Consider the following 17295-nt stretch of genomic DNA (forward strand, 5'->3'; position numbering starts at 1 on the left):
GCCGGCATCGACGTGGGTGAGTCGAATCCTCCGCTGAACGGTGATTTGTCCCGAGTTCTGTGTTGTCGACTGCAGTTGCCGACGGTTGATGACTAGTAAGACGGCAGTAAGCCCCGAGCGCCGCACCTGCCACCACTGACTTCTAGCTGACCTCCGCGTAGCGATCGCCCCAGGGGACTGCTCGTTCGAGCTGCGCAGCGAGTTGGACGAGTAGCCCTTCTCCGCCGAGCGGAGCAGTGAAATGCGCACCCATCGGAAGGCCACTCGGAGTCCAATGCAGGGGCAGCGACAGCGCGGGTCTGCCGGTCACGTTGGCCAGCTGGGTGTACGGGATCCACGAAATACTGTCCTCGATGATTCGATCGACTGTGCCGGTGTGCCGAAGAACTCCGGTAGTTCGGCTGCGCAGCAACAACTCCGACGCCAGGTGTAGCGGTTTCGGCAGATCGAACGCACCGATCCGCGGTGGGAGCTCGGCGAGGGTGGGCGTCAGTAGCAGGTCATAGGTCTCGAAGTAGGACGCAAGTGCACGTACATGCCGGTGACGACCTTCTACTGCGTTCAGGTAGTCGACGCTACTCGCCGACCGGCCAAGTGCAGCCATGACGCGGCTGTCGCGTTCGAATGCATCGTCCCTGCAACCTGTTCGACGCTTGACGTCGTCGATTTCGTACGCCAGATAGGCGAACCAAGCGAGTAGGAACTCGCGGTTCAAGGCCGCGTCGTCGAACGGGGGTGCATCGAGTAGTTCGACGGTGTGACCCAGATCGATCAATGTCTTCGCTGCAGATTCCATCGCCGCAACAGCTTCGGGGTCGGGTGTCGGACACATCGACGTGGTCGCGTACATGCCGATTCGTAGAGACCTCGGGTCCTTGTCCATTCGGGACAAGAAGCTCTCCTCCGGGCGTGCAGGCATGAAACCGGACGTCGGCTCGCCGCCTGCTATTGCGTCCAGCATCGCAGCGGTGTCGCGCACCGATCTCGATACGACGCCGTGCACCGCAGCGCCGTGCATGGCCTCACCGACCGTCGGCCCTGACGGGACCAAGCCACGTCCCGGTTTGAGCCCGACGAGGCCGCAACATGAAGCCGGTATGCGTATGGAACCGCCGCCGTCGTTGGCTCCAGCCACCGGGACAATTCCGGCTGCGACCGAGGCAGCAGATCCACCCGACGAGCCACCGGGAGTTCTGCTGCGATCCCAGGGGTTTCGAGCCGGACCATAGAGAACGGACTCGGTGATTCCCTTGGAGCCGAATTCGGGAGTGTTGGTCTTTCCGAAAATCACGAGGCCGGCATCGAGCCACCGTTGCACCACCGTGGAATGCTCGGGTGCCGCAAGATCGGTCAATGCCTTCGATCCGCTGGCGGTAGGCAACCCGGCGTAGTCCTGAGCCAGGTCCTTGATCAGGAAAGGGACGCCCGCGAATGGCCCGTGCAACGGTCGTGTCAGCTGCTCGTCGGCCTGTTCGATCATGAGCCGGACAATGGAGTTCAGCCCAGGATCGACCGAACTCGACCGCGCCAGAGCACAATCGAGCAGCTCGCGGGGGGTCACGTCACCGCACGCGACCAATTCGGCCAAGCCGAGGCCGTCGTACTTCCGATACTCATCTACTCGCACGGCCGCCAGCCTAGCGGCTCGAATATTGCGATCGAGGTGTCGGACTGAACGGGCCGGATTTTCTTGTCGGTGGTGGGTTGTAGCTTTCCTGGCATGCAGAAGTTGGGGGACTTCCAGAGCGCACACACGCTCTCCGATCAGGAGCTCGTGTCCACACTCGCGCACATCCACACCACCGAATCCTCCCTCGCCGCCTCGAAACTGGCGATACTCGCCGAATCCGACCGCCGCGGCCTCGCTTTGAAACTCGGCTACTCCTCCGTCGCCTACTGGCACGCCAAATCCACCCGAACCCCCGAAGCCCAATCCACCCGCCAGATCCGCCTCGGCTACTGGCTCGGACAACACCCCACCGTCGCAGACGCACTCACCGACGCCACCATCCACCACGCACACGCAACCGCCATCGCCGACGGCCACACCCTCATCCACACCGCAGACCCCACCCTCGACGATGATGCCCTCGACGCCCACGTCGCGACCCTCCTCGACGTCGCCACCCGATCCCTCGCCTCCACCGTCACCACACGCGCCCGCGAACTCGCCCATACCGCCGCAGCCGACGCCCAAGCCCGCCACGACGCCGCCCGCAAAGCCGCCGAAGCACGCGAGGCCGCCCGCCGCACACGTGAAGAACAAGCCCGACGCGACGCGGAAGAGAAAGCCCGCCGAACCGGCACACCCACCCCCACCCCCAGCCCCGACGACACCGACAGCACCGACTCAGCCGGCGATCCTGCTCCGGAACTTTCCGACGGACCCCGCCCACCGTCAGCAGCGGAGAACCCGGCGTTGAACGTGCTCAAGATTTTCCAGCTTCCCGACGGGCGGAGCCGCGTCGAAGGCAACCTCGACACCCTCACCGCCGAGAAACTCCGCACCGCGCTGTCCCCGCTGACTGCACCCACACCCGGGCCCGGCGGGGCCCTCGACCCCCGAACCCCCGCCCGGCGCAACGCCGATGGGCTTGCCGACATCCTCGATCGCCACCTCGCCGGCGGACGAGGGACAAGTTTTACCGCTCCCGCGCGGGTCACCCTGATCGTCACCCTCGCCGACCTCCTCACACGCCCCTGCAGCCATCACAGTGCCGGCGACGGGAACCCGCTCGATCGCGAGTGGCCGTTCGACATGGAGTGGACCGGGCCGATCTCCGGGCAACTCGCAGAACTCCTCACCTGCGATGCCGATATGACGCCGATCATCGTCGACGGCGCCGGAGTACCCCTGGCGATGGGCCGGACAGCTCGCCTCGCCCCACCCGAACTCCGACAGGCGGTCATCGCCCGAGATCGATGTTGCGTCATGTGCGGCAGACCCGCAGGCTGGTGCCAAGTCCACCACGTCCAATACTGGATAGACGGCGGACCAACAGATCTGACCAACTCGGCGTTGGTCTGCGGGCGCTGCCACCGCTCCATCCACAACGGAGACTGGCAACTCGTCCTCGGCGACGACGGACACCCCCAGGCGATACCGCCCGCCGCCGTCGACCCGGACCGACAACCCATCCCCAGCTACCACCGCCGACGACAACGCACCGCATAACAAACCGGGCACACACCCCCACCGAGATCGAAGACACGCACCCACAACCAGCAACAACGATGCACAACCTCGAACTCGGCGGGAGGTGGGGGAGCTGCCCCGAGAATTAGGTGGAACCGGATGCGCACCTGATGCGTCAAAGGAAGGTGTAGGGGTGGTGCGGTCGGCGGGCGCGTGGGCGCGTTCGCCCGAGCGAGGGGAGCGAACGATGCTCGAGGTCGACTCGGAGTCATTGCGAGCGTTGTCGTCATCGCTGGTCGAGACAGCGGACGCTGTCGCTGCACTCGACCCGTCACCGCCAGTGGAGACCGGTGCCGCAGCTATGCCCAACTCAGCGTTCGGAGCAGCGGCAGCATCATCCGCCGAACCGATACTCGCCGCCTACCGGGCAACAGCCGAACGCATCCGGGCTATGGCCGACGCCGCACTGGCCAGTGCCCACAGCTACGACCAAGCCGAAGCCGCCTTCCGCGACCAGCTCATCGAATACCAAGGCGGGCTGTGATGGCAGTATCGGTTTCGCAGCTACGTGGGTGGAACCCAGTCCTGCTCACCGGCATCGCCGAGGACATCGCCCGCGTCAACAACATGTTCGACGTGCGTGTCCACTACGTCCGGCGCACCGTCGGCGAGACACGTCCGCACTGGCAAGGCGACACCGCAGATGCAGCCGAAGCCCGCGCACTCGCCGAAGAACTCGCCAGCACGCACCTCATCGCCGCCGTCGACGCGTACTCCGCAGCGTTCGGCACGGCAGCACGGGAGATCGACGCCGTCCGGAATTCGGTTCTTGCCGTCGTCGACTCGGCCCTCGCCGACGGATTCAGCGTCCTCGATGACGGACGTGTCCTCGCCCCCGTCAGCGCGACCGGCGATGCCGTCGTCGATCTCGTGCTGCAATCGGACTTCGAGCAGCGAGCACGTGGGATCGAGGCCCAGCTCAAGCCGTTGCTGACGAACGCCGCCGACACCGACGGAACCTGCGCCGCCAGACTGCAACAGGCCGTCGACACCGTCCGTGGCCTCGAAACCACGGACAGTGCAGCGGACTCCTACAGTCCCCAGGTCACCGCGATCCTCGACGGGCACGCATCCCTACCGGACGACCCGGCAGCCCTCGCCGAGTTCTGGGATCAACTGACGCCTGCTGACAAGGACGGCCTCGCAGCGTGGGATCCGACCATCGGCAACCGGGACGGACTCCCCGCCGTCGACAAATCCCGCTACAACGCCCAACTGCTGGACACTCTCACCGTCGACGCCAAGGCGACCCTCGACGCGATCGAAGCCCGTCACCCCGACTGGATGACGGACACCAATCTCCCGCGTGAAATCGGCGCACACACGGCCGAGGACGCGGCAGCGCTGCGCGAATACGCACGGTGGCTCGATGACCGTGACGCCGCCGAAGCCAGCCTCGCGGGCTACCAGAACGTCCACACCCAACTGGGCCGAGACGGCGCTCCCGCATTCCTCTTGAACATCGACGACAGCGGCCGTGGGGCGATGGCCCTCAACAACCCCGACACCGCCCAGAACATCGCCACCTACGTGCCCGGAACATCGACGGTGCTCGCCTCGATCGACCGTGACATGAGCCGCGCCGAGAACCTGCTCGACGCCGCCAACATGGCCAGCCCCGGACCCAATTCGGTTGTCACCTGGCTCAATTACACCGCGCCGCCTGATCTGCACGCGGCAACGTCGGAGAGATTCGCCGACGCCGGCGCGCTGCGGCTCGACCGATTCCAGGACGGCCTCAGGGCGGCACACGACGGACTGCCCGCACACACCACCGTCATCGGTCACAGCTACGGCAGTACCGTCATCGGACACGCGATGCGCGACGGGGCCTCGCTCGACGTCGACGACGTCGTCTTCGTCGGGAGCCCCGGAGTCGGCGTGGCCGGAGCCGAAGAACTGTCGTTCCACGGAGTGGACCCGTCCGAGAACGCAACCCACGTGTATGCGACCGCGTCGGTGTCCGATCCAGGGGCATGGACGGGCGGTGTCGTTCCCGACGCCCACGGATCCAACCCCGTCGCACCGCACTTCGGTGCCACCGTGTTCGGGAGTGACCCCGACACGACGCAGACCTCACACATCAACTACTTCGATCGGGGTAACCCGGGTCTCGACACGATCGGCGCGATCATCGTCGGGCGGGGCGCGAGCGCATGAACCAATCGGTGACCTCGACACAGGCGCAGGACCGTTCGATGGACGCGCTCGAGCAATCGCTGTCCGCGCTGCCCGCAGCCGTCCGGTTGGACCGTGTACACCCGGAATTCCCGTGGGCACAGCTGGGTTTCGCGAAATTCGAACCCTGCTACGACGACAACACCACTATCGACGGACCACACCGCTTTTCGGCAACGTTCTGGGTTGTGGGCAGCGACGGCCGCTCCGATCTCACACTGTTGATCGAACGATGGACTCAGTGGGGCTGGGCAGTCGACGACCGGTCCGGGCAGCGACTCGGATCTGCGCGTGCGACGTCGTGCGACGACTACCGACTCATAGCAAGGCTCAGTGAGGACGGACAGCTGAGCCTCGGCATCTCGTCGCCGTGCTTCCCGTTCGAAAATCTCGACAACGTGCACGCGATCGGGCAGCGATGAGCGGGTTGGAGGAGATCACGGTCAAGGCGGCCCGCATCCAGCGAGCGGTACAAGCCGTGCGGGGGAGCGCGGTCTCCGACGGCGGCCACGTGCGCGTCGAGGTAGGAGTCGATGGATCGATGACCGATATTGTTATCGGCCAGTCGTTTTCGATGTTGCCTGCCGAAACCGGAGCAGAACTGATCGCCCGTACCCACGCTGCGGCACTGACCGCGGCCAATCAGGCCGCGCACGGAATCAGGCGGGAGCTGCTGGAGGACCCGCGCGTCGCACGGTTGGTCGATCAGACCATGACGCAGCCCAACCCGCCCGGGCAGATTCCGACCCAACCCCGGCGAACCGACGACTATGCCGTCGCAGAACCGCTGCAGCCCACCTCGATCTACGACCGCTGGTGAGGGGTCACGCGGTCGGGATCAAGAGCGAGCGCAGACTCGACGAGTTTATCCATTCCAGCAACCGGACCGCCTGGATCGGCCTGCTTCTCGGCGGTGGGAGCAACTAGCGGGTGAGTGTGAGGGTGACCGTCTCGCAGTTCAATCCTGACAGGACCGCACGGACATACGATCGACTGCAGGAACACCCGACGCGGTGAGAATTGGAGGTCTCGTCGTCAGGCTGCTGGAGAGTCCGCGGTCGCGATGGATCGTCTCCCGCTTGGAAAATGTGAATGAGTCGAACTTAATTCACCTGAATGACAAATGGATTTCATCGGCGACAGGGAACCACCACCGGGTGTCGTGATCGTAACGTGATGGTGATTACATACGACTTCGGAGTTGTAGTTGTCGGGAAGGAGTACGAGCTCGTGCCGAGTGATCAGGCGGACCGAAGTGAAGATGAGTCGTTTCATTCGGCCGCTGCGACGGTCGCCCTGAGTTCGTGGGACGCGGGCGTCAAATCGATCTTCGACAAGTTCGTTTCGACGGGAATGCTCGTGGTGCTGGCTCCGATCCTCCTATCGTGCTGGGTCTATGTGAAGAGTGCCAATCCTGGAAAGTCGCCGATCGTGAGGTTGCCCAGAATTGGATTCGGCGGACGCCGCCTCGAGGTACTCAACTTTCGCGCGCTACCCGGCCACCCGATGGTCACCTACGGGCTCGTCCACCTGCCGGAACTCATCAACGTCCTGCAGGGAGACATGAGCCTTGTCGGCCCACGTCCCCGACCCTTCGACGACACGAGGGTGAACGTCCCGGCCGCTGTACGCGTCGAACTCCACCCAGGCATGACCGGACTGTGGATTCTCACTCCCCGTACCGAACTCACGCCACAAGATATTTTCTCGCTCGACCGCTCGTACCTGGAGTCGTGGTCGCTTTCCCGAGACATTCGCATCTTGTTGGCCGCCGCGCGAAAAGTTCGGTACGGACGCGAAACTGTTTGACTGACCGGATGTCAGGTCCGAAAACGAGCGGTTGGACCTTTTTCTAGCGGCTTTTCGAGTGACCACCGGAATTTGCAGATCTAACCGTCGAAGAAAGTGCTCGACATTTTTCGACGAGTAGAGCAATTACCGTGTGTCCACTAGTTTGTAGTCAGGGGCGCTGAGATTCAACGTTGCTGGGCGACGTTCGGAGTAAGAACGCACAATTGTCTGGACCGTTGAGGAGGGGTTGCAGAAGTGGCAGTTGGGAGTGCGCTGTTGACTCGGCTTGACTTTGGGCGCTCCCCGACTTCCGGTGCCCAGACGAATTCCTCCCTGGCATCGAGTTCGAAACGTATGCGATCAGGCGAGCACAGTCGCCGCCGGCGGTTCGTTCGATGACGTGACCGAGCGGGACCCCCGAAGATCATGAAACTATTGCTGAAGCTGTGCACAAAGAATGAGGGAGCCCCAAGTGGAAATCCAGGACTACCTACAGATCCTGCGAGCGCGATGGATGGTCATCGTTGTCACCGTCGCTGTGGCGGTATTGGGGGCACTCGCTGTCTCGCTACTCACCACTCCGACCTACCAGTCCTCCAGCCGAGTGTTCGTTTCCACTTCCGGCGGCTCGACCGTCAGTGAGTCGTACCAGGGCAACTTGTTCTCACAGCAGCGTGTGGCGTCGTACTCCGAACTGGTCACCGGCGAAACTCTGGCCTCGAGGACGATCGACGAGCTCGGCCTGAGCATGTCGCCGGGCACATTGGCGTCGAAGGTGACAGCGACGTCGACGCCGGACACCGTGCTGCTCGACATCGTCGTCACCGACACCTCTCCTGGCCTTGCCCGTGACATTGCGAACTCCCTCGCGTCGCAGCTGACCACCCTGGTCCGTGAACTCGAAACACCGGAAGACGGTGGATCACCGGCCGCCGGAGTGCGTCTGGTCGAGCAGGCCCAGGAATCGGCGACACCGGTCAGCCCGAAGACCACACGCAACCTTGCACTGGGAGCGGCTGTCGGTCTGCTACTCGGCATCGCGCTCGCAGTCCTACGCGACCGCCTCGACAACACCATCAAGACGCGCAGCAGGCTCGAAGCTGCATCCAAGACGCCGCTCGTCGGCACACTGCCGTTCGACAAGACGCTCAAGGAGACGGCCGTCGTCAAGTTCGGTGCCGGGCATTCCCCCAGCGCCGAGGCGTATCGCGAGCTGCGCACCAACCTGCAGTTCCTCGAGGTCGATCACCCGCCGCGCGTCATCGTCGTCACCAGCGCGGTGCCCGCCGAGGGCAAGACGACGGTTGCCGTCAACCTTGCACTGGCTCTCGCCGAGGCCGGACACCAGGTGGCCCTCGTCGAAGGTGACCTGCGCCGTCCGCGAGTCTCGAAGTACCTGAATCTGATCGGCTCGGTCGGTCTGTCGACCGTCCTGGCGAATCAGGCCGACCTGTCCGACGTGTTGCAGCCGACGCCGTACGAGGGCTTGGAAGTTCTCGCATCGGGACCTCTTCCGCCCAACCCGTCCGAACTGCTCGGCTCCGAGGCCTCGCGCCGCGTGATCGACGAACTGCGCGGCCGGTTCGACTACGTCATCATCGACGGTGCACCACTGCTGCCGGTGACCGACTCCGCGCTGCTCACTACGCACAGCGACGGCGCGCTCATGGTTGCTCGCTTCGGCCACACCACCGAGAGTGAGGTCGGCCGGGCCGTCGGCAATCTGGAGACGATCGGCGCGCACATCCTCGGCGCCGTGTTCACGATGATGCCTGCTGGTCGCAAGGGTAGCGACAACTACTCGTACTACTACGAGACCGACAGCACCATCCCGCGCCAGACACCCAACCCCGTCGCCCCGGGATCGATCGTCAACCCGACGTCCGGAGCCACCGCATGGGACGGGTCGATGCCGTCAGCGCCGCTACCTGCCCATGCTCCGCAGCACATCGCGACGCCGGCCGCTCCATACGTGTCGGCACCGGCCGCTCCGACACCGCCGGTCGAACCCGAGGCGGACGCGCCGTTGTACGCATCGACTCCACCGCGGTCGACTCCTCGTCCGCCGTCATCCGTCCCGCAGAACGGTGCCGCACCATCGTCGCGTCGGTACAAGGAGTGACCGGGTAGCAGCAAGCCTGACTACTGGAAGTCGGTGAGTAGATCCCACAGCGGGTCGTCGTAGCCGATGTCGTAGGTGCACTCCGCCGGCCTCGGATCGGGCACGAACGCCCACAGCAGAGCTCCTGCAGTACCGGCTTGTTTCTGCCCGTCGATCTTCGTGGCGATGCTTGTCGCACGGTCGTCGAGATCGCCGCAGGACCCTGCTAGTTCGCCGATCTCGGCGACCAGCAACGGCTTTCCCACCTCGGTGGTCTGAGTGATTCGGCGGGCGAGGCCGTTCCACTGATCGCCGGGCAGCGGGACCCCATCGGCGCCGTAGTCGTGGTACTGGAGAACGTCGACGGCAGGTGACTGCGCCAGGTAGCGGTACTCGTCGCCCTGGCTCCCGCACTGTCCGCCGCCGGTCAGCCCGGCAGTGATCAGGGTGTCCGGATCGAGGGCGCGAACCTGAGCGCCCGCAGTGTCGAAGAAGGTGCGTAGCACCTGTGCCGCGTCCGAGGAGCACGTGCGGGTCGACCACGAACAACTCGCGTCGGCGCACGTGCTGGTCTCGGGTTCACCCACCAGCTCCCATGCGGCGAGGGCGGGCGAGCTCTTCCATCTGTCCACCGCCGTCGTCACCCAGTCCTGGAAGCTGAGGACTGCACTTCCGGTGGGCGGCGCAGTCCATCCGTCGATGTACCACTGGCGGTCCTTGAATACGTCTCCCTCGCAGGCGCCGTCCTGGGGTGAGAGCACGGGAACGATGAGTTGGCCGTGCGCCTCCGCCGCTGCGAACACCGCATCCATCGGGCCGAAATCGAGCAGACCGGTGAATCGATTTGTTGCCAGCGCTTGAAATGCGTTGAATCGCGTCATGGAATGCGCCGGCAACGAAGAGAAATAGTCGTCCAGGTCGACCATGGCACCGCATCCCGCATTGACGGACCAGTTCGTCGCCAGCTGATAGGCGTTGAATCCCGTCGGCCACCACGGCGAGCCGTCGAGACTCAGTCCACCGGCGCCTGCGGTGACCCTGGCTGTGGACGGCGGGCTCGCAGGCTGGGCGGTCGCCGGCATCTGCACCGAGGACACGAAAAACACTGCGAGGGCTGTCATCGCAGCCCATCGAATCGAGCGAGCGGTCCGGGTCATTGGATGATGCTAGTCAGCGGACACGTGCAACGACAATCGGATCACATGTGCGAACAGTGCGCTGCGCGGGTTGAGGGATAGAACATGCACGGTGGGGATAGTGGATAGCTTGTAAACAATCTTGACGACTGAATGAATAGCTGCGTTTCTATCAAATAGTCTCTTTGTATTGTGACGATACGGCTCTTTCCGGATGCACCGATTACATTTCCAATCAATAATGCAACTCGACGGTTTCAACTCTCGAAGGTCGGATTCCCACCATGTTCCGTAGTACCCGCATGTCTTCGTGGCGCGCACGCATCGTCGTGACGACAGGTGTTCTTGCGCTCGCCCTACTCCCGGGCACCCCTGCCTGGGGCCAGGATCCAGACGAGCAGGAGTCCACCGAAGCCGCGGCGGATGCGGTCGTTTCGTCCCTCGACTTCGGCGATATCGGTTTGGGTGGGTCACTTCCGCTGTATGGGCTCGACGGATCGGCACAGATCACGATTCCGGTTCCGACCGGAACCGTGCCGTCGGAATTGATCGGGACCCTGACCGTCCCGGCATGGCTCGACAGAGGTTGGCTCGACGTCGAATCCGCCGACCGCCCGATCTCCCGCATCGTCCTCGACGCGAACGCAGCGACGGTTCCGGTGTCGATTCCGTTGACTGCAGCGGCCATCGTCGGCGGCGCCGTGACGCTCCAGCTGTCCTCGACACTCGTCCCCGACGTCGCCTACTGCCCGGACGTGCGCAACGATCCACTCCGACTCATCGATGCCTCCGTCGCGTACGCCGGTTTCCCCGCGATCCCACGGACGCTTGCCGACTTCCTGCCTCCAGTGCTCCGGCAGCTCACCGTGTTCGTTCCGTCCGAGCCCGACTCCGACGTCATCGCCGCAGCTCTGACGATGACGACGTCGGTGACCGACTACTACGGTGCGCAGACCGTGAACGTCGTCGTGCGGCCGGATTCCGAGCTGCAGGGGGCGGTCTCGGACGGGCCGTTCGAACGGTCGGTGGTCCTGTCCGAGAACTCCGACGCGAGCGCCGAACTCGTCTTCCCGCTCGACCAGGCGCCGCCGCGGCTGTTCGTCACCGGCACCGGCACCGAGCTCGTTGACCAGGCCCGGCTCGTGACGAGCAACGTCGCGGAACTGGCGTTGTCGACCAAGGCGTTCGCCGGCGCAGCGGTACCGCCTGCCGTGCTCGCACCCGATTCGACCACGCTCGACGACCTCGGCATCGGTACCGTCACCGGAACCCGCACGGCGTCGATCCCGCTGGATCAGACACGTCTCGGCCGGTCCACCTCAGGAGCGTCGGTGCACCTGATCGGCACCTACACACCGGGCTCCGGGTCCCTGACCGCCACCGTCGGCGGGAGGACCCTCGCTGCCTGGCCTGCGGACGACAGTGGTGTTCTCGACCGGTGGATCGATATCCCCAACGCGACGCTGGAGCGGATCACCACCCTCGACGTCACCGTCGAGCATCCCGCGCAGGGCGCGGCCGCGTGTGGCAGCACCGTCGTCTCCGAGGTGACGATCGATGGTTCGAGCGTGATCGAGTCCTCGGGCTCGTCGACGCCGGCACCGCTGGGATTCGGCTCGCTACCCCAGGCCCTGATGCCCCGCGTCGGTATCGCGCTGGCCGACAACACATTCACAAACCTCGTGCGTGCAGTGTCGATCGTCGACGGCTTGCAGCGGATGTCAGGCAGGGCTCTCGACGTCGACGTCGTCCCGCTGGACGACGCCCTGAACGGGACCGAACCGGCGATCGTCGTCGCCCCCGACGGCGGGTTGCCGGAGACCGTGTCGCTACCGCTGTCGTCCACGGGCGTGACGACGTTCTCGACGGAGTCGGCTCAGGGTTCGGAAACCCTGCTCACCCTCGATGCGGCATTGCCGTACGCGAGCATTCAGGTGGCAGGGACCGAGAGCGACGCGGCGATGCTCGTTGCGTCGTCCAACGGTGCACCGGAGGAGCTGGACAGACTGCTGGGATGGCTCGATGCCGACCCGTCGCGGTGGTACGGGCTCAGCGGTGACGTCCTGCTCGGTGCCGCGGGTTCCGATCCGTTGTCGTTGTCCAGCGCCGAGCTCGCCGGAGCGGAAGCAGACGCCGCCGCCGAACCCGACGGTTCCAACGGGCTACTCGTCGCGGGGATCGTCGCCGCGGCCGTGCTGGCTGTGATCGGACTCGGTGCAGCGCTGATCGTCTGGATGCGCTCGCGTAGAGGTGACTCCGGTAGCGACGATTCCCGCGCGCCATGACGACCGACGTCGACACCTCTGACATCGAGAAAACCGAGTCGATACTCGATCGGCTTCTGACGCTGCGGACGCGTAGACCCGTCGGCGTGATCTTCTTCTACTGGGTCGTGCTGGTGGTGTGCGTCGGTTTCGCGTCCTACCCGACCCTGCAGCGGTTGATGCAGGAAGCGGCGGACGGCGCGATCACCAGTTACATTTTCGTCCTGCCGTTCCTCGCCGCAGTAGCTGCGCAGGGGATCGCCCGTCGTCGAGCCGGGGAGTTGCCGATCCATGATCGGCAGACCGACATCATCGTCGGAGGTTTGGCGCTCCTGGTCGCGGTGGCGATCAAAGCGCTGTGGGTACCGCGCTACGTCGAGCAGTATCAACTTTCCCATCTCGATGTACTCGCTGGGTTGGTGTTCTTCCTCGGAGCCTCCATTTTGTTGTTCGGCCTCAGGCCGGTCGGGCGGTTCTGGTCGGTGTGGCTACTGCTGCTTGCGTTGAGTCCGTTGGGGTATCGAATGGTGGCGATCGCTGCCGGAGGTAGCCGATTCGCCTACGGCGCGGTGCTCGTGCTGCTTGCTGGTATGGCCGGGGCCATCGCTGTCGGTCGCACCCGTCGCAGAGCGTTGGCGGGCTTCGTCTGTTCGGTCTCCATCGGTTTCGTGATTCTGGCGACGATGTTGGCGATGTTCCCGAACCTGCACATCGCGTGGCTGCAGTTGATTCCGACCGCCGGTGCCGCAGCGCTCGTCGGCATTGGGTTCTATCTCGTTGCGCGGCGCGGAGAATCGATGCGGCCGTTGTCGCGTCCTGTTGCTCCGGTGACAGCGAAGAGATCGATCAGCTCGGTCGTGACGGTCGTCGTAGCGTCGGTGATCCTGTTCGTGATCCCGATCCCCGAGCAGACGGTGATCGCCTCCACTCCGGGTCCGCCGGGGTCTTCGGGGAGCCCGCTCATCGTGCCCGACGGGTGGACGCAGACCGGCACCGAGTACTTCGGCTGGGTGAGGTCGTACTTCGGTCAGAAGTCGTCACTGAATCGTCAGATCATGCGCGCAGTCGAAGGAAACCCGTCGTGGGACCTGCAGGCTCGGCCGCGCACGGTCGTCGTCGACGTGCTGACCACTGCCAACCGTGCGAGCCTGAGCGTGTACCCGGAGAGCACGCTGTACCGACTGAGCAACACCCGTACCAGCCCCGCGCTGCCGGTGAAACTGGGCCACGACATCGTCGGTTCGCTCTACACCTCGGTCAGTGACGGGCTGCTTCTGACGTGGACCAAGCTGGTCTTCACCTGGGTGCGTGGCGATTTCACGCAACGGATCACCGTCATCAGCGTCGACAATCACGAACCAGACGCGGACTTCCCACAACCGATGCCGTCGATGGCGTCGAACCTCGGTACGTCGCTGGCGATCTTCCTGCGCGGCAACACCATTGCCACCGACAGCGATCCCGACTACAAGGACCTGGGACTGCTGACGTCGTTCGGAACCGAACTGGTACGCGCGCAATGGAGTGAGAAGTGATTCCGCGCGTCGGGGAAGAGTCGGAGAGCTTCCGGGCTGCCGCGCTCGACGACGCCGTCAACGGGCTGGCTCGTCGTCATCCGCTGGCGTCGGCCGCCGTCGCTTTCGTTCCCTGGCAGAAGTACACCGCATTGACGATCGCGGCAATCGTCGTCGTCTGCGCGGTGTTGGCGCCGTTGTCGACTCTGTTGGCGATAACCGTGCTGTGCACCATCGGCTACATCGCCATGATGGCGGACCGGTTATTGCTGTTCTCTCGCGGTCTCGACGCGAGCGCCATCGTCACCGTCACCGACGAAGATGCGCGGGCGATTCCCGACGAGGAATTGCCCCGGTACACCATCCTGGTGCCGGCGTACGACGAGCCGGAGGTGGTCGGTGATCTCATCGCGGCGATGAGCAGCCTCGACTACCCGGCCCACAAACTGCAGGTTCTGTTGCTGCTCGAAGAGGACGACGACGTCACCATCGCTGCGGCGAAGGCGAGCGGCGTGAGCGACGTCGTCGACGTGGTGCTGGTTCCGGCCGGTGACCCGCGAACCAAACCGAAGGCGTGCAATTACGGATTGCACTTCGCGACAGGGGAGATCATCACGATCTTCGATGCCGAGGATCAACCGGAACGTCTGCAGCTGCGTCGCGTCGTCGCTGCGTTCGCTCGATTGCCCGACACCGTGGCCTGTGTGCAGGCGAAGTTGGCTTTCCACAACGGTTCTCAGAACTTGCTGACCGGATGGTTCACCGCCGACTACGCGTTGTGGTTCGGCTATCTGCTGCCCGGGCTGATGCGGAGCACGTCGCCGATCCCGTTGGGCGGCACCTCCAATCACCTGCGCGCCGACGTCATCGAGGAGGTCGGTGCCTGGGACGGGTTCAACGTCACCGAGGACGCAGACCTCGGGGTGCGAATCGCAGCGTCCGGCTATTCCACTGCCGTCCTGGACTCGACCACACTCGAGGAAGCCAACAGCGACGCGATCAATTGGATCAGGCAGCGGTCCCGCTGGTACAAGGGCTACTTGCAGACCTGGTTGGTGCACATGCGTCGGCCTCGGGACACGTTTCGTGCGCTCGGACCGGTGGGGACGTACCGCTTCACGCTGTTGTTGGCGGGCACGCCGATCACCGCGTGCATCAACATGGTCTTCTGGTTCACCACTGCGGCATGGATACTCGGCCAACCGGCGATGATCGCGGCGCTGTTCCCGCCGTACATCTACTACTTCTCGCTGGTGTCGCTGATCATCGGCAACGTCGCGACCGTGTACATGTATCTCATCGCCAGCCGCGAGAGCGGCAACGCGTATCTGTTGGTCCCGAGCCTGACGATGCCGCTGTACTGGCTGATGATGAGCGTCGCAGCGATCAAGGGCTGTTGGCAGCTGCTGCGTAATCCGTCGTATTGGGAGAAGACGTTTCACGGTCTGTCGGCGCCGACACCCGATGCAGAGTCGGTGAAATGAGACTGTTTCTCGGCGCATTCGCCGGTTACTTCGCGGTCGGCCTGACCCTCAGCCTGCGGTTCGGATACCTGCTCGGCGACGCGTTGTCGCGGACATCCGCTGCACAGGCAGTGCTGTTGAGCCGGGATCCGCACGTATCGGCGATCGGGTTCATCTTCACGCCGTTGACCGCCTTGCTGCAGCTGCCGTTGGTGGCGTTGTCGTCCTGGTGGTCGGCGATCACGCGGTGGAACATCTCCGGCATCGCGGTGTCTGCGCTGTTCATGGCCGGTGCGACGGTCATGGTGCTGGGCATCTGCCGCGACCGCGGGCTCGTCGGATGGCACAGCGCCCTGATCACCGCCGTGTTCGCACTCAACCCGATGATCGTGTTCTACGGCGCGAACGGGATGAGCGAGGCGGTGTTCCTGTTCTTCACGTGCTGGGCGGTGCGTCGGCTGATTCGGTGGGTGCACACCGATGACGTACACGACTTGATCGTCGCCGGAATCGCCTTGGCATTGGCATATCTCACCCGGTACGACGCCGTCGTCGCCATTGCCGGAGCGGCGTTCCTCGTCGCCGGTGTGACGCTTCTGCGTCGGGGCCGAAATGAGTGGCGGGCGATGCGGCGTCAGGCCATCTTGGACGCAGTTCTCGTCGCGGGGCCGGGATTCATCGCGTTCCTGGTGTGGAGCGCGACGAGCTGGCTGATCACCGGTGAACTTCTGACGCAGCTGACTTCGACCTACGGCAACTCGGCGATTCTCGAACAATCGGGCGGGTCGACGGGGACGCCGTTGGTCAATGCGTCTTTCGCGGTGGTCGCCGTTCTGGCGATGGGGCCGTTGCTTCCGCTGCTGCTACCAGTCGGCGCGGTCTTGGCCAAGGCACGAGGTGATCTGGAGTTCCTCGTCGCACCAGTGGTGTTCGGAGCGATTCTGGCATTTCAGGCAGTGACCTACATCAGCGGGTCGACGTTCGGCTTCCTGAGGTTCTACATCTGCGCGATTCCGTTGGTCGTCGTCCTGGTCGTTCAGCTCGCTCCGGCGCGGGGAAACCCGCACACTCGACGGCGTGGGGCGTTCGTCACGCTGCGTGAGGACGGCCCGTCGGTCGGTCGTCCGGTCGCTGTGTTGTCGGTCGTGTTGTCCCTACTGGCGGTGCCGGTCACCGGGTGGGCGATGCTGACGCCGTCGCTGTCCAGCCAGCAGTACTCGCTGCGGTACCTGCTCGATGCGCACCCGGACGTCAGTGACGTCGACGCAGTGAAGGCTCGCACGGTCATCGCGTCGTTCTCCACCGAGCGGGAACTGGCGGCGTATCTCGACCGAATGGATCTGCCGGAGGGCTCGATCCTGGTCGACACCGTCTACGGATTCGGTGTCCTCGCTGCCTCCGCTCATCCGAAGCGCTTCGTGGTGCCGTCCGACCAGGACTTCACGACGATCCTCAACGACCCCGCCGCAGCCGGCGTCGAATACCTCCTGACGGTGCCCAACAGTGGACGCGGTGAGTCCGACGCCCTCAACCGCCGGTACCCGACCGTCTACGACAACGGTGGCACGATCGCGACCCTCGAATTCGAGGTGCCCAATGTGGGTGCGGACCAGCCGAACTGGAGAATCTACCGGGTCCTGTCGTGATCTCGA

At 64.4% G+C, this 17295-nt stretch carries 13 protein-coding genes; 11 read left to right on the plus strand and 2 right to left on the minus strand.

Annotated features, from left to right (window positions below; all coding sequences use genetic code 11):
* Positions 1-142: 142 nt before the first annotated feature.
* Positions 143-1627 (minus strand): amidase, encoded by a 1485-nt coding sequence (locus WDS16_RS25610; RefSeq protein WP_338888786.1) that lies wholly within the window; start codon positions 1625-1627, stop codon positions 143-145.
* A gap of 93 nt (positions 1628-1720) precedes the next feature.
* Between WDS16_RS25610 and WDS16_RS25615 the strand changes: the two genes are divergently transcribed.
* The 7 genes from WDS16_RS25615 (at position 1721) to WDS16_RS25645 (ending at position 9287) form a co-directional block, all read left to right on the plus strand.
* Positions 1721-3175, plus strand: coding sequence for an HNH endonuclease (locus WDS16_RS25615; RefSeq protein ID WP_338888788.1), 1455 nt, complete (start codon positions 1721-1723; stop codon positions 3173-3175).
* A 208-nt stretch (positions 3176-3383) separates the two neighbouring features.
* A complete protein-coding gene (locus WDS16_RS25620) occupies positions 3384-3680 on the plus strand; it encodes a hypothetical protein (protein ID WP_338888790.1) in 297 nt (98 codons plus the stop codon).
* Complete coding sequence (locus WDS16_RS25625) at positions 3680-5356, plus strand: alpha/beta hydrolase (RefSeq protein ID WP_338888791.1); 1677 nt, start codon at positions 3680-3682, stop codon at positions 5354-5356. The genes WDS16_RS25620 and WDS16_RS25625 overlap by 1 nt, the downstream gene beginning before the upstream one ends.
* Positions 5357-5364: 8 nt before the next feature.
* The gene (locus WDS16_RS25630; RefSeq protein ID WP_338888792.1) at positions 5365-5796 is read left to right on the plus strand and encodes a hypothetical protein; all 432 of its coding nucleotides are present in this window, start codon (positions 5365-5367) and stop codon (positions 5794-5796) included.
* Positions 5793-6194, plus strand: a complete 402-nt coding sequence (locus WDS16_RS25635) for a YbaB/EbfC family nucleoid-associated protein (RefSeq protein WP_338888794.1) — start codon at positions 5793-5795, stop codon at positions 6192-6194. Before WDS16_RS25630 ends, WDS16_RS25635 begins: the two co-directional genes overlap by 4 nt.
* Positions 6195-6550: 356 nt before the next feature.
* A complete protein-coding gene (locus WDS16_RS25640) occupies positions 6551-7183 on the plus strand; it encodes a sugar transferase (protein ID WP_338888796.1) in 633 nt (210 codons plus the stop codon).
* Positions 7184-7637: 454 nt separating this feature from the next.
* The gene (locus WDS16_RS25645) at positions 7638-9287 is read left to right on the plus strand and encodes a polysaccharide biosynthesis tyrosine autokinase (RefSeq protein WP_338888798.1); all 1650 of its coding nucleotides are present in this window, start codon (positions 7638-7640) and stop codon (positions 9285-9287) included.
* 20 nt (positions 9288-9307) lie between these two features.
* Here WDS16_RS25645 and WDS16_RS25650 read toward each other — a convergent pair whose 3' ends face one another.
* On the minus strand, positions 9308-10387 hold the full coding sequence (locus tag WDS16_RS25650; RefSeq protein ID WP_422395866.1) for a beta-mannosidase: 1080 nt from the start codon (positions 10385-10387) through the stop codon (positions 9308-9310).
* A 299-nt stretch (positions 10388-10686) separates the two neighbouring features.
* Between WDS16_RS25650 and WDS16_RS25655 the strand changes: the two genes are divergently transcribed.
* The 4 genes from WDS16_RS25655 to WDS16_RS25670 are packed head-to-tail and all read left to right on the plus strand — an operon-like array spanning position 10687 to position 17289.
* Complete coding sequence (locus tag WDS16_RS25655) at positions 10687-12687, plus strand: hypothetical protein (RefSeq protein ID WP_338888800.1); 2001 nt, start codon at positions 10687-10689, stop codon at positions 12685-12687.
* On the plus strand, positions 12684-14201 hold the full coding sequence (locus WDS16_RS25660; RefSeq protein WP_338888801.1) for a hypothetical protein: 1518 nt from the start codon (positions 12684-12686) through the stop codon (positions 14199-14201). The genes WDS16_RS25655 and WDS16_RS25660 overlap by 4 nt, the downstream gene beginning before the upstream one ends.
* Positions 14198-15664, plus strand: a complete 1467-nt coding sequence (locus WDS16_RS25665) for a glycosyltransferase (RefSeq protein WP_338888803.1) — start codon at positions 14198-14200, stop codon at positions 15662-15664. The genes WDS16_RS25660 and WDS16_RS25665 overlap by 4 nt, the downstream gene beginning before the upstream one ends.
* A complete protein-coding gene (locus tag WDS16_RS25670) occupies positions 15661-17289 on the plus strand; it encodes a glycosyltransferase family 39 protein (protein WP_338888804.1) in 1629 nt (542 codons plus the stop codon). The genes WDS16_RS25665 and WDS16_RS25670 overlap by 4 nt, the downstream gene beginning before the upstream one ends.
* Positions 17290-17295 lie beyond the last annotated feature (6 nt).

The organism is Rhodococcus sovatensis (assembly GCF_037327425.1).
Lineage (GTDB): Bacteria > Actinomycetota > Actinomycetes > Mycobacteriales > Mycobacteriaceae > Rhodococcoides > Rhodococcoides sovatense.

Bases quoted from the DNA above. Each gene is read 5' to 3' on its own strand.
- WDS16_RS25660 (WP_338888801.1), top strand. From the start codon at position 12,684: ATGACGACCGACGTCGACACCTCTGACATCGAGAAAACCGAGTCGATA.
- WDS16_RS25625 (WP_338888791.1), top strand. From the start codon at position 3,680: ATGGCAGTATCGGTTTCGCAGCTACGTGGGTGGAACCCAGTCCTGCTC.
- WDS16_RS25620 (WP_338888790.1), top strand. From the start codon at position 3,384: ATGCTCGAGGTCGACTCGGAGTCATTGCGAGCGTTGTCGTCATCGCTG.
- WDS16_RS25655 (WP_338888800.1), top strand. From the start codon at position 10,687: ATGTTCCGTAGTACCCGCATGTCTTCGTGGCGCGCACGCATCGTCGTG.
- WDS16_RS25640 (WP_338888796.1), top strand. From the start codon at position 6,551: ATGGTGATTACATACGACTTCGGAGTTGTAGTTGTCGGGAAGGAGTAC.
- WDS16_RS25635 (WP_338888794.1), top strand. From the start codon at position 5,793: ATGAGCGGGTTGGAGGAGATCACGGTCAAGGCGGCCCGCATCCAGCGA.
- WDS16_RS25670 (WP_338888804.1), top strand. From the start codon at position 15,661: ATGAGACTGTTTCTCGGCGCATTCGCCGGTTACTTCGCGGTCGGCCTG.
- WDS16_RS25650 (WP_422395866.1), bottom strand. From the start codon at position 10,387: ATGACAGCCCTCGCAGTGTTTTTCGTGTCCTCGGTGCAGATGCCGGCG.
- WDS16_RS25615 (WP_338888788.1), top strand. From the start codon at position 1,721: ATGCAGAAGTTGGGGGACTTCCAGAGCGCACACACGCTCTCCGATCAG.